This window comes from Halovulum marinum (assembly GCF_009697225.1).
GTDB lineage: Bacteria > Pseudomonadota > Alphaproteobacteria > Rhodobacterales > Rhodobacteraceae > Halovulum > Halovulum marinum.
In genome coordinates, this window is record NZ_WIND01000006.1 from 136,655 (window position 1) to 151,303 (window position 14,649).

Here is a 14,649-nt window from a genome sequence, read left to right on the forward strand (position 1 = left end):
GTGTTCCTTTCACTTGTGAACCACTTTCGGTTGTGAATTTAACCGTGGTCTGGGGCAGGAATTTGGCTGCCTGGCGATTTTCGCGGGCTACTCGGCGGCGATCCTCCGCGATTTCAGCATCGGCTTAAGGTATTGACCGGTATGGCTTTCCGCCACCTGGGCCACGGATTCCGGGGTGCCGGCCGCCACAATCCTGCCACCGCCGTCGCCACCTTCGGGGCCGATGTCGATGATGTGGTCGGCGGTCTTGATCACATCCAGATTGTGTTCGATCACAACCACCGAGTTGCCCTGCGCGACCAGCTCGTGCAGGACCTCCAGCAGCTTCTTCACGTCCTCGAAGTGCAGCCCGGTGGTGGGCTCGTCGAGGATGTAGAGGGTGCGTCCGGTCGCGCGCTTGCTCAGTTCCTTCGACAGCTTCACCCGCTGCGCCTCGCCGCCCGACAGCGTCGTCGCCTGCTGGCCGACCTTGATGTAGCCGAGGCCGACGCGCGTCAACGCGGTCATCTTTTCGCGGATCGCCGGCACCGCCTGGAAGAACGTCTCGGCATCCTCGACGGTCATGTCCAGCACGTCGGCGATCGACTTGCCCTTGAACAGGACCTCGAGCGTCTCGCGGTTGTAGCGCTTGCCGCCGCAGGTCTCGCAGGTGACGTAGACATCCGGCAGGAAGTGCATCTCGATCTTGATCACGCCGTCGCCCTGGCAGGCCTCGCAGCGGCCGCCCTTGACGTTGAAGCTGAAGCGGCCCGGCTTGTAGCCGCGCGCCTTCGCCTCGGGCAGGCCGGCGAACCAGTCGCGGATCGGGGTGAACGCGCCGGTGTAGGTCGCCGGGTTCGAGCGCGGGGTGCGGCCGATCGGGCGCTGGTCGATGTCGATGACCTTGTCCAGATGCTCCAGCCCCTTGATCGTCGAACACGGCGCCGGCGTCTGCCGGGCGCCGTTCAGCCGCATCGAGGCGGTCTTGAACAGGGTCTCGACGGTCAGCGTCGACTTGCCGCCGCCGGAGACGCCGGTGACGCAGACGAACTTGCCCAGCGGGAACTCGGCGGTGACGTCCTGCAGGTTGTTGCCGGTGGCGCCCTCGACCACGACCGACTTGCCGTTGCCGGCGCGCCGCTCGGCGGGCACGGCGATCTGCCGCCGCCCGGCAAGATAGTCGCCGGTGACCGAACCGGTGTGCGCCGCGATCTGCTCAGGGGTGCCGGCGGCGATGATCTCGCCGCCGTGGACGCCCGCGCCGGGGCCGATGTCCAGCACCCAGTCGGCCTCGCGGATCGCCTCCTCGTCGTGCTCGACGACGATCACCGAGTTGCCCTGGTCGCGCAGGTTCTTCAGCGTGCCCAGCAGCCGGTCGTTGTCGCGCTGGTGCAGGCCGATCGAGGGCTCGTCGAGCACATAGAGCACGCCGGTCAGCCCCGAGCCGATCTGGCTGGCCAGCCGGATCCGCTGGCTCTCGCCGCCCGACAGCGTGCCGGCGGAGCGGCTGAGCGTCAGGTACTCCAGCCCGACGTTGTTCAGGAAGCCGAGGCGCTCGCGGATCTCCTTGAGGATGGCGCGGGCGATCTCGTTCCGCTGCGCGGTCAGCGCGCCGGGCACCGATTCGCACCAGGCGTGCGCCTCGCGGATCGACATCTCGACCACCTGGCCGACGTGCAGCCCGCCGATCTTCACCGCCAGCGCCTCGGGGCGCAGGCGGTAGCCGTCGCAGGCGCCGCAGGGGCGGTCGTTCTGGTAACGCTCGAACTCCTCGCGGATCCAGCTCGAGTCGGTCTCGTGGTAACGGCGCTTCATGTTCGGGATCACGCCCTCGAACGGGCGGCTGACCTCGTAGATGCGGCCGCCCTCGTCGTAGCGGAACTTGATCTTCTGGCCGCCGGTGCCGTGCAGCATCACCTGCTGCACCGCCTCGGGCAGGTCACGCCAGGGGGTGCGCGGATCGAATTCGTAATGCTTGGCGATGGCGTCGACGGTCTGCCGGAAATACGGCGACTTCGACTTCGCCCAGGGCGCGATGGCGCCGCCGAGCAGGCTGATGCCCGCGTCGGGGACGATCAGGCGCTCGTCGAAGAACAGCTCCTTGCCCAGCCCGTCGCACACCGGGCAAGCGCCGAACGGCGCGTTGAACGAGAACAGCCGCGGCTCGATCTCGGGGATGGTGAAGCCCGAGACCGGGCAGGCGAAGTTCTCGGAGAAGGCGGTGCGCTCGGGTTCGCCCTCGCCGTCGCGGGGCGCGGTCTCGAGGATGGCGATGCCGTCGGCCAGGTCGAGCGCGGTGCGGAACGAATCCGCCAGCCGGGTCTCGAGCCCGTCCTTCACCACGATGCGGTCGACCACCACGTCGATGTTGTGGCGGAACTTCTTGTCCAGGGTCGGGGGCGCGTCCAGCTCGTGAAATTCGCCGCTCACCTTGACGCGCTGGAAGCCCTGCTTGGCCAGCTCGGCGAATTCCTTGCGGTACTCGCCCTTGCGGTCGCGCACGATCGGCGCCAGCAGGTAGGCGCGGGTGCCCTGCTCCATCGTCATCACCCGGTCGACCATGTCCTGCACCTGCTGCGCCTCGATCGGCAGGCCGGTGGCGGGGCTGTAGGGGGTGCCGACGCGGGCGAACAGCAGCCGCATGTAGTCGTAGATTTCGGTCACCGTGCCGACAGTCGAGCGCGGGTTCTTCGAGGTCGTCTTCTGCTCGATCGAGATCGCCGGCGACAGCCCCGAGATGTGGTCGACGTCCGGCTTCTGCATCATGTCGAGGAACTGCCGGGCATAGGCCGACAGCGATTCGACATAGCGGCGCTGGCCCTCGGCGTAGATCGTGTCGAAGGCGAGGCTGGACTTGCCCGAACCCGACAGCCCGGTGATCACCACCAGCCTGTCGCGCGGAATGTCGACATCCACGGACTTCAGGTTGTGTTCCCGCGCGCCGCGGATCTCGATGTTCTTGAGTTCAGCCATAAGCCCTCTCCTGCGCCCCGGCGTATGTAAGACGCCGGGGGCGGAATCCCACCCCGCCAAACTGGAACATTAACGGAACATTTACAAGTCCCGCCGGCGGGGTGTGCAGGCGGGACGCGGCCGGTCGCCGATGGTCAGGCGCCGAAGATCAGTCGCCCATGATCGCGGCGACGTAGAGCCGGGTCTCGCGGTAGGGCGGGATGCCGTTGTAGCGCTGCACCGCCTCGGGGCCGGCGTTGTAGGCCGCCAGCGCCAGCCGCCAGTCGCGGAACCGGCGATACTGCTCGGCCAGGTAGCGCGCGCCGCCGTCCAGGTTCTGCTGTGGATCGTGCGGATCGACGCCCAGCTTGCGGGCGGTGAACGGCATCAGCTGCGCCAGCCCGATCGCGCCCTTGTGGCTGAGTGCCTTCGGGTTCCAGCGGCTTTCCCGGGTCACCAGCTTGTAGAACAGGTCCGCCGGCACGCCGTGGCGCTGTGCCGCAGCGCGCGCGTGCACCGCATAGGGGCTGTCGGGCACCGGGCCGGTGGCGAACGGATCGCCCGGCGCATAGGCCTCGAGCGGGATGCCCAGCGGCTCGGTCTCGGCGCGGGCGGCGGTGGGAACCCGCGGCTTGCTCTTCAGCCGGCCCTTCTTCGGGCTGCGGATCAGGCTCTGGTCGTGGGCCGACAGCGCCGAGCCGCCGCCGAGGATGCCCTGCGCGGACGCCGCGCCCGCGGCCGCCACCGCGCATGTCACCACCAGTCCCGCGAGCATCGCGCGCATGCCATACCCCCCGCTTTCCGCTTTCCCGAGTCTTTTCAAGTCCCCGCAGTCTTTTAGCAGAGCCCGGCGCGGCTTGCACCCCCGCGCCGATCACCCCTGGTTACCGCAGGTGACGGCACCGCCCCTGCCGGCCGCGTCCGCGCGCTGTGGCGCCCGCCGGACAAACTGGCTAGGGTCTCGCGGAACCGAGAATCGAGTGGAGGGCAGACGGCGATGGCCGGAAGCGTGAACAAGGTAATCCTGATCGGCAACCTGGGGGCGGATCCCGAGGTGCGGACGTTCCAGAACGGCGGCAAGGTGTGCAACCTGCGCATCGCCACCTCCGAACGCTGGCGCGACCGCAACACCGGCGAGAACCGCGAGCGCACCGAGTGGCACAGCGTCGCGATCTTCAACGAGCGCCTCGCCGACCTGGCGCAGCAGTACCTGCGCAAAGGCTCCAAGGTCTACATCGAGGGCCAGCTGGAAACCCGCAAGTGGCAGGACCAGTCGGGCCAGGACCGCTATTCCACCGAAGTGGTGCTGCGCAACTTCAAGGGCGAGATGACCTTCCTCGACTCGCCGGGCGGCCAGGGCGGCGGCAGCGGCGGTGGCGGCTATTCCGGCGGCCGCGGCGACGACTACGGCGGCGGCGCGCCGGCGCCTTCGGGCCCGTCGGGGCCGCCCTCGGGCGGGATGGACGACGACATCCCGTTCTGAGCCCGCTGCGGGGCCCCTGCCCCCCGGCACCCGCGCGCGGCCCCGGCCGGGGCCGCGCCACAATGGGCTTTTACCCGATATCGTCGTGGTCTATAGTCCCGCACACAATATACCGGGACAATAAGAGCAGGCACCCAGCCCCGTGACCGACGATCCGATCCCCCCGCAGGACGGCGAAGAGCCGCCCGAGCGTCCGGTGCATTCCGGACCCACGATCTCGATCGAAGAAGAGATGGAGACATCCTTCCTCGATTACGCGATGAGCGTGATCATCAGCCGTGCGATCCCCGATCTGCGCGACGGGCTGAAACCCGTGCACCGGCGCATCCTGTTTGCGATGCACGAGACCGGGAACACATTCGACAAGTCCTACCGCAAGTCCGCGCGCCCGGTCGGCGACGTCATGGGCCAGTACCACCCGCACGGCGACAGCGCGATCTACGACGCGCTGGTGCGGATGGCGCAGGACTTCTCGATGTCGCTGCCGCTGCTGGACGGCCAGGGCAACTTCGGTTCGATGGACGGGGATGCCCCGGCGGCCATGCGCTATACCGAAGTGCGCATGGACAAGCCGGCGAACTATCTGCTGGCGGACATCGACAAGGAAACCGTCGATTTCCAGGACAACTACGACGGCAAGCAGCAGGAACCGACCGTGCTGCCGGCGCGGTTCCCGAACATGCTGGTCAACGGCGCGGGCGGCATCGCCGTCGGCATGGCCACCAACATCCCGCCGCACAACCTGGGCGAGGTGGTCGACGCCACGCTGGCGCTGATCGAGACGCCGGACCTGACCTCGGAACAGCTGATGGACTACGTTCCCGGCCCCGACTTCCCCACCGGGGGCATCATGCTGGGCCGCTCGGGCGCGAAGAAGGCCTATCTCGAGGGGCGCGGCTCGGTGCTGCTGCGGGCGCGCTCGACCATCGAGGAGATCCGCAAGGACCGCTACGCCATCGTCATCACCGAGATCCCCTATCAGGTGAACAAGGCGACGATGATCGAGAAGATCGCCGAGCTGGCCCGCGACCGGAAGATCGAGGGCATCGCCCATGTGCAGGACGAGAGCGACCGCTTCGGCGTGCGCGTGGTGATCGAACTGAAGCGCGACGCCACCGCCGAGGTGGTGCTGAACCAGCTGTACCGGTTCACGCCGCTGCAGACCTCGTTCGCGTGCAACATGCTGGCGCTGAACGGCGGCAAGCCCGAGCAGCTGACGCTGCGCGGCTTCCTGACCGCGTTCGTGTCGTTCCGCGAGGAGGTCGTCGCCCGGCGCACCGCGCACGATCTGCGCAAGGCGCGCGAGCGGGCGCATGTGCTGTGCGGGCTGGCGGTCGCGGTCACCAACGTCGACGAGGTGGTGGCGACGATCCGCGCCTCGGCCGACGCCGCCGAGGCGCGCGAGAAGCTGATGACCCGGCGCTGGCCGGCGGCCGATATCGCGCCCTACATCCGGCTGGTGGACGATCCCAGCCACACGATCAACGAGGACGGCACCTACAACCTGTCCGAGGTGCAGGCCCGCGCGATCCTGGACCTGCGGCTGCAGCGGCTGACCCAGCTGGGCGTCAAGGAAGTCACCGACGAGCTGGAAGAGCTGGCCGGCAAGATCACCGAGTACCTGGACATCCTGCGCTCGCGCGAGCGGATCATGGCGATCATCGGCGACGAGCTGCGCGAGGTGCGCGAGCAGTTCGCCGTGCCGCGCCGCACCGAGATCGTCGAATACGCCGCCGATTTCGAGGACGAGGACCTGATCGAGCCCGAGGACATGGTGGTGACCGTGACCCTTTCGGGCTACATCAAGCGCACCGCGCTGACCGAGTACCGCGAGCAGCGCCGCGGCGGCAAGGGCCTGGCCGGGATGGCGATGAAGGACGAGGACGTGGTCACCACGCTGTTCGTCGCCAACACCCACACGCCGCTGCTGTTCTTCACCACCGACGGCATGGTCTACAAGCTGAAGACCTGGCGGCTGCCGCGCGGCTCGCGCACCTCGCGGGGCAAGGCGGTGGTCAACATCCTGCCGATCCCGGCCGGGGTCTCGATCGCCGCGATCATGCCGGTGGACCGCGACGAGGACGAGTGGGACGACCTGCAGATCGTATTCGCCACCAGCGCCGGCGACGTGCGCCGCAACGCGCTGTCGGATTTCACCAACGTGAAGTCGAACGGCAAGATCGCGATGAAGCTGCCCGAGGACGTCAGCCTGGTGAACGCGCGCATCGCCTCGGAAGAGGACGACGTGATGCTGTGGACCAGTGCGGGCCGCGCGATCCGGTTCCCGACCACCGCGGTGCGGGTGTTCCGCGGCCGCGCCTCGACCGGGGTACGCGGCATCCGCCTGCTGCGCGACGACCGGGTGGTGTCGATGGCGGTGATCCGGCACTTCGAGGCCTCGCCCGAGGAACGCGCCGCCTATCTGAAGATGCGCCGCGCCGTCGCCGGCATCACCGAGGACGCCGCCGACGAGGACGAGGACGCGATCGCCGGCGACATCAGCCCCGAGCGCTATGCCCAGATGTCCGCGGCCGAGAACATGATCCTGACCGTCACCACCGGCGGGCTGGGCAAGACCACGTCCAGCCACGAGTATCCGCTGCGCGGGCGCGGCGGCCAGGGCGTGCGGGCGATGGACCTGGGCGAGCGCCGCGGCCGCGAGTCGGGCGACATCGCCTCGGCCTTCCCGATCGAGGCGAACGACCAGATCATGCTGGTGACCTCGACCGGGCAGTCGATCCGGATTCCGGTCGACGGCGTCTCGTACCGCTCGCGCGGGGCCGGCGGCGTCAAGCTGTTCAACACCTCGCCCGGCGAGGAGGTGGTCTCGGTCGCTTGGATCGCCGAGACCGGCAACGGCGACAATGGCAACGGTGACGGCGGCACTGGCAATGGCAATGGCGGCGACGCCGGGGACGCGCCGGTCGACGGATCGCCGGATCCGGGCGGCGATGCCCCCGACGGCTCTGGGGAGACGCCGGACGCCTGATCGCTACCGTCGCCAGAGCGTGAACAATCTGTGCATCCATCCGAGGATTGTTTGCGGCTGGCGAGGGTGTATCTATCCCGCCATATCGCAATGGACCCCGCGGATGCCGGGGCGCAAACGGGACCGACACATGACCGACCAACTGAAATACGCGGCGCCGCTGGGCCGCCTGCTGCTCTCTGTCATCTTCATCACCTCCGGCTGGGCGAAGCTGGGCGATCCGGCCGGCACCGCCGCCTACATCGAGTCCGGCGGCCTGCCCGGCGTCCTGGTCTGGCCGACCATCGCGCTGGAACTGGTCGGCGGGCTGTTCATCCTCGCCGGCTTCCAGGTGCGGATCACCGCGGTGCTGCTGGCCGGCTTCTCGCTGCTGTCCGGCGTTCTGTTCCACCTGCTGCCGGCGCAGGGCGCCGAGGGCATGGCGCAGGTGATGCAGATGACCCAGTTCATGAAGAACGTGTCGATCGCCGGCGGCTTCCTGGTGCTGGTGGCGCTGGGCGCCGGCGCGCTGTCGCTGGACAGCCGCCGCGGCGCCGGAACCGCCGTCGCCGCCTGATCCGGCGCCGACCGCACCCCCGGGGGCCGCACGCGGCCCCCTTTTCTTTTGCGCCTGCGTTCTCTACATCCCGCGCATGAGCACCCCAGCCCCCATCCACATCATCGGCGGCGGCATGGCCGGGTCCGAGGCCGCCTGGCAGGCGGCGCAGGCCGGCGTGCCCGTCATCCTGCACGAGATGCGCCCCGAGCGCGGCACCTTCGCGCACCAGACCGGCGAGCTGGCCGAGATGGTGTGCTCGAACTCGTTCCGCTCGGACGACGACCAGCAGAACGCCGTCGGCCTGCTGCACTGGGAGATGCGCGCTGCGAACGGGCTGATCATGCGGATGGGCGACGCGCACCAGCTGCCCGCGGGCGGCGCGCTGGCCGTGGATCGCCACGGCTTCAGCCAGGGCGTCACCGCGGCGCTGGAGGCGCATCCGCTGGTCGCCATCGACCGGCGCGAGGTGCCCGGCCTGCCGCCCGCGGACTGGGACAGCGTCATCATTGCCACCGGGCCGCTGACCTCGGACGCGCTGGCGCAGGCGATCCGGGCCGAGACCGGCGAGGATTCGCTGGCGTTCTTCGACGCCATCGCGCCGATCGTGCATATCGACAGCATCGATCTGAGCAAGGCCTGGTTCCAGTCGCGCTACGACAAGGGCGACACCGAGGCAGAGCGCACCGCCTATCTGAACTGCCCGATGGACAAGGACCAGTACGAGGCGTTCATCGACGCAATCCTCGAGTCGGACCAGACCGGGTTCAAGGACTGGGAGGCGGACGCGAAGTATTTCGACGGCTGCCTGCCGATCGAGGTGATGGCCGCGCGCGGCCGCGAGACGCTGCGCCACGGGCCGATGAAGCCGCGCGGGCTGACCAACCCGCACCAGCCGGAGGTCAAGGCGCACGCGGTGGTGCAGCTGCGCCGGGACAATGCGCTGGGCACGCTCTACAACATCGTCGGCTTCCAGACCAAGATGAAGTACGGCGCGCAAGCCGATGTTCTGCGGATGATTCCCGGGCTGGAGGACGCGCGGTTCGCGCGCCTGGGCGGGATCCACCGCAACACCTTCCTGAACTCGCCGCGGCTGCTGGACGGGCAGCTGCGGCTGAGAACGCAGCCGCGGCTGCGCTTCGCCGGGCAGATCACCGGCGTCGAGGGCTATGTCGAAAGCGCCGCGATGGGGCTGGTCGCCGGGCGGCTGGCCGCCGCCGAGCGCCTGGGCCGGCCGCTGACGCCGCCGCCCGCGACCACGGCGATGGGCGCGCTGCTGACGCACATCTCGGGCGGCGCGGACGCCAGGACCTTCCAGCCGATGAACGTCAATTTCGGGCTGTTCCCGCCCGTCGGCGACGTGCGCGGCGGGCGCAAGGGCCGGCAGCAGCGCTACAAGGCCTATACCGACCGCGCCAAGGCCGACCTGCACGGCTGGCTGCAGGCGGCGCCGGCCCTCGCCTAGACACCCGGACCACGGCCCTTAGAATACGGGGCCGGAGGTATTGATGGATTCTGACAGGACGTTTCTGGACCGGGTCTACGATCTGGAGCCCGGAGAGCAGACGCGCGGCTTCTACGACGACTGGTCGCGCAGCTACGATGACGAGGTTGCACGCCAGGGTTACGCCACCCCCGCCCGCGCCGCCGCCGCGCTGGCCGGGCAGGCCCGCGACAAGTCCGCGCCGCTGCTGGACCTGGGCTGCGGCACCGGGCTGTCGGGTCAGGCGTTTCACGCCGCCGGGTTCACCACCATCGACGGCACCGACCTGTCGGCCGAGATGCTGGCGCAGGCCCGCGCCAAGGGGGTCTACCGGCAGCTGACGCAGACCGACCTGGACGATCCGCTGCCGTTCGCCGCCGGCGCCTACCCGATGATCGCCGCGGTCGGCGTGCTGACCCCGGGCCACGCCCCCGCCGCCACGGTCGCCGCGGTGATGGCCAGGCTGCCGCGGGGCGGGCTGTTCGTGTTCTCGCTGAACGATCACGGGCTGGCCTCGGCCGACTACACCGGACGGATCAACGACCAGCTCGACTGCTGCGCGGCACAGCTGCTGTTCCGCGAGCACGGCGCGCACCTGCCGGGGATCGGAATGGAATCGACCGTGTTCGTGCTGAAGAAGGCCTGAGCCTTGCACACCGAGCGCTTCGCGCCCTCGCCCACCGGGCCGCTGCACCTGGGCCACGCGTTCTCGGCGCTGACCGCGTGGCAGCGGGCGCAGGCGGCGGGCGGGCGGCTGCTGCTGCGGATCGAGGACATCGACCAGAGCCGCGCCCGCGCCGAATGGGAGGCGCAGATCCTCGACGACCTGGGCTGGCTGGGGCTGGACTGGCCCAAGCCGGTGCTGCGCCAGTCGCAGCGCATGGCCGACTACCGCATGGTGGTCGAGCAGCTCTGGGCGGACCGCATGCTGTTCGCCTGCACCTGCACCCGGCGCGAGGTCGAGGCGGCGCTGTCCGCCCCGCAGGAGGGCGCGCCGCTGCACGGGCCCGACGGGCTGATCTATCCCGGCACCTGCCGCGCGCACCGCTACGACGGCGGCCCGCCGCCCGGGGACGCGGCGCTGCGGCTGGACATGGCCCGGGCCGCGGCACGGGTCGGCCCGGTGCGGTTCACCGAGACCGGCGCAGGCCCGAACGGCGAGACCGGCACGATCGCGGTCGCGCCCGAGCGCATGATGCGCGAGATCGGCGACGTGGTGCTGGCCCGGCGCGGCTGGGGCACGTCCTATCACCTGGCGGTGGTGCTGGACGATGCGCACCAGCGGGTGACGCATGTCACGCGCGGCCGGGACCTGTTCGAGGCGACGGCGATCCACGTGCTTCTGCAACGGCTGCTGGGCCTGCCGGTGCCGGTCTACCACCACCACCGGCTGATCCGCGACGCGGCCGGCCGACGGCTGGCCAAGCGCGACGACGCGCGGGCGATCGCGAAGTACCGGGCCGAGGGTGCCAGCCCGCGGGACATCCGCGAACTGGTGGGGCTGGCCGCTACTCCGGCAGCGGGTCCGCGGTGATCCGCTCCGCGCCCGCCTCCACGTCGGTGTAGAAGCAGCTGCGCCGCCCGGTGTGGCAGGCGGGGCCGGTCTGCTCGACCTGCATCAGGATCGTGTCGCGGTCGCAGTCCACGCTGAGCCGCACCAGCTTCTGCAGGTGCCCCGAGGTCGCGCCCTTGCGCCACAGCGCGCCGCGCGAGCGCGACCAGTAGGTGACGTCGCCGGTGCGCAGCGTCTCGGCCAGGCTTTCGCGGTTCATCCACGCCATCATCAGCACCTCGCCGGTGGCGTGGTCCTGGGCGATGGCCGGGATCAGCCCGGTGTCGGTCCAGCGCAAGGTGTCCGGGTCGAATCGCGTGTTTGTCATTTCGTCCACTTTCCCGTGCCGCGGTTTGCGCCTAGATATGGGGGACGGACGGGTTTGGAAAGCGGAGAGCGCCATGAGCGGCGACGCCGATCTCATCAAGCTGTACTCGCAGCGCATCCTGGCGCTGTCGGCCGAGATTCCGCATACCGCGCGCCTGCCTGCGCCGCAGGCGACGGCGATGAAGCGCTCGCCGCTGTGCGGCTCGACCGTGACCGTCGATCTGACGCTGGAGGACGGCCGCATCGCCGACTACGCCCAGGACGTGAAGGCCTGCGCGCTGGGCCAGGCCTCGGCCGCGGTGTCGGGCAAGGTGATTCTCGGGCGCACCCGCGCCGAGGTCGAGACCGCCCGCGACCAGCTGAAGGCGATGCTGAAGTCCGGCGGCCCGGTGCCGGATGCGCCGTTCGACGGCTACGAGGTGCTGGAGCCGGCGCGGGACTACAAGAACCGCCACGCCTCGATCATGCTGGCGCTGGAGGCGACGCTGGACGCGTTCGACAAGGCGCTGGAAGTCGCCGCCTGACATGGTGACCCGCGGCGATGCGGCCGCCTGGTCCCCGGCCTGCGACGCCTATTTCGCGCGCTTCGCCAGCGGCGTCTACGACACGTTCAACCATCTGCAACTGATCCTGCCGGCCGACCGCGCCCATGTCGTGGCGGACCGCGGCGATCTTGTGATCGGCCACGCCGGCGTCGACGGCATCGAGTTCTGTTTCCGCAAGGGCATGCCCGGCGTGCACGCATGGTACGGGATCGAATGTGAACACCGGCTTGTGGCCAGGGATCTGGATGACCTGCTGCGCCGATGGAACGACCGCAGCCTCACGCTGTAGCCTTGTGACCGAAAAGAAAAAGCCGCCGCGAGACCATCGCGGCGGCAAGTGGCGTCTCATCTCTGGCATCGGCTCCTGGGCAGCATCGGAGGCGATGGCCGGACCCCTCAGGCAGGACGGGGTGACAGGCCGGGACGATCCGCAGGCAAAGGGTACACGCAGCGTCAGGACAGGCCGGGAAGCGTCAGTCCGACAAGCACCATGAAACAGATCGCGGCAAGGCCGAGCGTGTCGCCCAGAAGGGTCCTGTTCGCGGAAAACTCGTTGTCGGTCGGGCGGCGCATCGGCTTGTCCTCTCGGCTGCGTGTTAACGGAATGTTCTCCTTTTGACGCGGTCAGGTCAAGAACTTTTGCAGAACATTTGAGATCAAAGCCGGAGAGGCCCGGTTTTCAACGGCTTGGCGCGGGCCTTCAGCCGACCGAGAGCATCCGAATCGCCCGGTCCGCCTCGTGCAGGTAGAGCGCGGTGCGCACCGCCTGCCCCCGCTCCGAGCTCAGGTCGGGATCCTCTGCCAGCACCCGGCGGGCGTCGGTCTGGGCGGTGGCCATCAGCTCTCCCTGCCGCTCCAGGTCGGCGATGCGGAACCGCGGCAGGCCGGACTGAGCCACGCCCAGCAGGTCGCCCGCGCCGCGCAGGCGCAGATCCTCCTCGGCGATGCGGAAGCCGTCCTCGGTCTCGCGCATGATCGCCAGCCGGGCCCTGGCGCTTTCGCTCAGCGGGCCGGAGTACATCAGCAGGCAGGTGGACTTGCCGCTGCCGCGCCCGACCCGGCCGCGCAGCTGGTGCAGCTGCGCCAGGCCGAAGCCCTCGGCGCCCTCGATCACCATGATCGTCGCCTGCGGCACGTTGACGCCGACCTCGATCACCGTGGTGGCGACCAGCACCTGGGTGCGCCCGGAAACGAAATCGGCCATCGCCGCGTCCTTGCGCGCGTGCGGCATCTGGCCGTGTACCAGCCCGACCGCGCCCGCGCCCAGGGCGGCGCGCAGATGCTCGAACCGGGCCTCGGCGGCGGTGGCCTCGGTGGCTTCGGATTCGGCGACCAGCGGACAGACCCAGTAGGCCTGCCGGCCCTCGGCCACGGCGGCGCGCAGCCGTTCGACGACCTGGTCCAGCCGGTCCGCGGACACCAGCGCGGTGTCGATCGGCTGGCGGCCCGGCGGCTTCTCGTCCAGCACCGACAGGTCCATGTCGCCGTAGTGCGACAGCGCGAGGCTGCGCGGGATCGGCGTCGCGGTCATCACCAGGATGTCCGCCGCCTGCCCCTTCTCGCTCAGGTCCATGCGCTGGCGCACGCCGAAGCGGTGCTGCTCGTCAACGATCGCCAGCCGCAGGTCGCGGAAGGCGACGTCGGACTGGAACAGCGCGTGGGTGCCGGCGAGGATGTCGATCCGCCCCTCGGCCAGATCCGCCAGCTTCGCCGCCCGTTCCGCGCCCTTGTCGCGCCCGGTCAGCAGTTCCAGCCGCACGCCGGCGGCGGCGGCCAGCGGCGCCAGCCCCTCCATGTGCTGCCGGGCGAGGATCTCGGTGGGCGCCATCAGCGCCGCCTGCCCGCCGGCCTCGACCGCCGCCAGCATCGCCAGCAGCGCGACCAGCGTCTTGCCGGAGCCGACGTCGCCCTGCAGCAGCCGGTTCATCCGGTGCGAAGCGGCCATGTCGCCCTGGATCTCGGCCACCGCGCGGGTCTGCGCCCCGGTCGGGGAAAACGGCAGCGATTGCAGGATCTTGCCGGCCAGTTCTCCGGCGCCCCTGGTGCTGCGGCCGGGCCGCTTGCGGGCCCTGGCGCGGGCCAGCGCCAGCGTCAGCTGGTGCACGAACAGCTCGTCATAGGCCAGCCGCTGCCGCGCCGGGGCCTCGGGTGCAAGATCGGCAGCGGTGTCCGGCGCATGGGCGGCGGCGACGGCGGCGCGCCACCCGGGCCAGTCGCGCTGCGCTTTCAGGTGCGGGTCGATCCAGTCCGGCAGCGCGGGCGCAAGCGCCACCGCGCCGGCGGCGGCCTTGTGCATCGCCTTCTGGGTAACGCCCTGGGTCAGCGGGTAGACCGGCTCGAACAGCGGCAGCTCGCCGGCCTCGTCCGGCTGCAGGATGTAATCGGGGTGCGCCATCTGCGCGCGGCCGTCGAACAGTTCCGCCCGGCCCGAGACCAGCCGGCGCTGGCCGGCGGGCAGCACCTTGTGCAGCCAGTCGTCGCGGGCGTGGAAGAACACCAGCTCGAACTCGGTCCTGGCATCCTCGACGAACACCCGGTAGGGGCGGTTGCGGGCGCGCGGCGGGACGTGCGCGCCGACCGTCACCTCGACGGTGACCACGCCGGGCAGCGGCGCACCCAGCACGGTGTCGCGGCGGCGGCGGTCGATGCCGCCGGCGGGCAGCGTGAACAGCATGTCGCGCGGCCTGGTGATCTCGACCTTCTCCAGCAGGCCGGCGGTCTTGGGGCCGATGCCGGGCAGCTCGGTCAGGGCCGAGAACAGCGGGAACAGGATCTCGGGGCGCTGGTGGGCCATGGGCTGCCGG

Annotated in this window: 12 protein-coding genes; 8 read left to right on the plus strand and 4 right to left on the minus strand. The window is 70.0% G+C overall.

The features are described 5' to 3' along the window. Positions 1-87 precede the first annotated feature (87 nt). Positions 88-2,952, minus strand: a complete 2,865-nt coding sequence (gene uvrA / locus GE300_RS10270; RefSeq protein WP_154446471.1) for an excinuclease ABC subunit UvrA — start codon at positions 2,950-2,952, stop codon at positions 88-90. A gap of 148 nt (positions 2,953-3,100) precedes the next feature. Next, positions 3,101-3,715, minus strand: coding sequence for a lytic transglycosylase domain-containing protein (locus GE300_RS10275; protein ID WP_154446472.1), 615 nt, complete (start codon positions 3,713-3,715; stop codon positions 3,101-3,103). A 213-nt stretch (positions 3,716-3,928) separates the two neighbouring features. On the opposite strand from GE300_RS10275, the gene ssb reads away from it, so the two are divergent. The 6 genes from ssb to gluQRS all read left to right on the plus strand — a co-directional run bounded on the left by ssb (position 3,929) and on the right by gluQRS (position 10,955). Beyond that, positions 3,929-4,414, plus strand: coding sequence for a single-stranded DNA-binding protein (ssb, locus tag GE300_RS10280; RefSeq protein WP_154446473.1), 486 nt, complete (start codon positions 3,929-3,931; stop codon positions 4,412-4,414). 142 nt (positions 4,415-4,556) lie between these two features. Continuing rightward, the gene (gyrA, locus tag GE300_RS10285) at positions 4,557-7,403 is read left to right on the plus strand and encodes a DNA gyrase subunit A (RefSeq protein ID WP_325063187.1); all 2,847 of its coding nucleotides are present in this window, start codon (positions 4,557-4,559) and stop codon (positions 7,401-7,403) included. A gap of 130 nt (positions 7,404-7,533) precedes the next feature. Next, positions 7,534-7,959 (plus strand): DoxX family protein, encoded by a 426-nt coding sequence (locus tag GE300_RS10290; RefSeq protein ID WP_154446474.1) that lies wholly within the window; start codon positions 7,534-7,536, stop codon positions 7,957-7,959. A gap of 76 nt (positions 7,960-8,035) precedes the next feature. Next, a complete protein-coding gene (gene trmFO / locus GE300_RS10295; protein WP_154446475.1) occupies positions 8,036-9,403 on the plus strand; it encodes a methylenetetrahydrofolate--tRNA-(uracil(54)-C(5))-methyltransferase (FADH(2)-oxidizing) TrmFO in 1,368 nt (455 codons plus the stop codon). A 43-nt stretch (positions 9,404-9,446) separates the two neighbouring features. Then, positions 9,447-10,067, plus strand: coding sequence for a class I SAM-dependent DNA methyltransferase (locus GE300_RS10300; protein ID WP_154446476.1), 621 nt, complete (start codon positions 9,447-9,449; stop codon positions 10,065-10,067). A gap of 3 nt (positions 10,068-10,070) precedes the next feature. Further along, the gene (gene gluQRS, locus GE300_RS10305) at positions 10,071-10,955 is read left to right on the plus strand and encodes a tRNA glutamyl-Q(34) synthetase GluQRS (RefSeq protein ID WP_154446477.1); all 885 of its coding nucleotides are present in this window, start codon (positions 10,071-10,073) and stop codon (positions 10,953-10,955) included. Here gluQRS and hisI read toward each other — a convergent pair. Next, positions 10,930-11,301: a phosphoribosyl-AMP cyclohydrolase gene (gene hisI, locus GE300_RS10310; protein ID WP_154446478.1), complete on the minus strand. Its 372-nt coding sequence runs from the start codon at positions 11,299-11,301 to the stop codon at positions 10,930-10,932. The two genes, gluQRS and hisI, sit on opposite strands and share 26 nt — an antisense overlap. Positions 11,302-11,374: 73 nt before the next feature. Between hisI and GE300_RS10315 the strand changes: the two genes are divergently transcribed. Together GE300_RS10315 and GE300_RS10320 are read left to right on the plus strand one after the other, a co-directional pair. Next, positions 11,375-11,824: an iron-sulfur cluster assembly scaffold protein gene (locus tag GE300_RS10315; protein ID WP_154446479.1), complete on the plus strand. Its 450-nt coding sequence runs from the start codon at positions 11,375-11,377 to the stop codon at positions 11,822-11,824. 1 nt (position 11,825) lies between these two features. After that, positions 11,826-12,134, plus strand: coding sequence for a hypothetical protein (locus tag GE300_RS10320; RefSeq protein WP_154446480.1), 309 nt, complete (start codon positions 11,826-11,828; stop codon positions 12,132-12,134). Positions 12,135-12,545: 411 nt separating this feature from the next. Here GE300_RS10320 and recG read toward each other — a convergent pair whose 3' ends face one another. After that, positions 12,546-14,639, minus strand: coding sequence for an ATP-dependent DNA helicase RecG (gene recG / locus GE300_RS10325; protein ID WP_154446481.1), 2,094 nt, complete (start codon positions 14,637-14,639; stop codon positions 12,546-12,548). Positions 14,640-14,649 lie beyond the last annotated feature (10 nt).

Bases quoted from the DNA above. Each gene is read 5' to 3' on its own strand.
- GE300_RS10315 (WP_154446479.1), top strand. From the start codon at position 11,375: ATGAGCGGCGACGCCGATCTCATCAAGCTGTACTCGCAGCGCATCCTG.
- GE300_RS10275 (WP_154446472.1), bottom strand. From the start codon at position 3,715: ATGCGCGCGATGCTCGCGGGACTGGTGGTGACATGCGCGGTGGCGGCC.
- GE300_RS10300 (WP_154446476.1), top strand. From the start codon at position 9,447: ATGGATTCTGACAGGACGTTTCTGGACCGGGTCTACGATCTGGAGCCC.
- uvrA (WP_154446471.1), bottom strand. From the start codon at position 2,952: ATGGCTGAACTCAAGAACATCGAGATCCGCGGCGCGCGGGAACACAAC.
- hisI (WP_154446478.1), bottom strand. From the start codon at position 11,301: ATGACAAACACGCGATTCGACCCGGACACCTTGCGCTGGACCGACACC.
- trmFO (WP_154446475.1), top strand. From the start codon at position 8,036: ATGAGCACCCCAGCCCCCATCCACATCATCGGCGGCGGCATGGCCGGG.
- ssb (WP_154446473.1), top strand. From the start codon at position 3,929: ATGGCCGGAAGCGTGAACAAGGTAATCCTGATCGGCAACCTGGGGGCG.
- recG (WP_154446481.1), bottom strand. From the start codon at position 14,639: ATGGCCCACCAGCGCCCCGAGATCCTGTTCCCGCTGTTCTCGGCCCTG.
- GE300_RS10290 (WP_154446474.1), top strand. From the start codon at position 7,534: ATGACCGACCAACTGAAATACGCGGCGCCGCTGGGCCGCCTGCTGCTC.
- GE300_RS10320 (WP_154446480.1), top strand. From the start codon at position 11,826: ATGGTGACCCGCGGCGATGCGGCCGCCTGGTCCCCGGCCTGCGACGCC.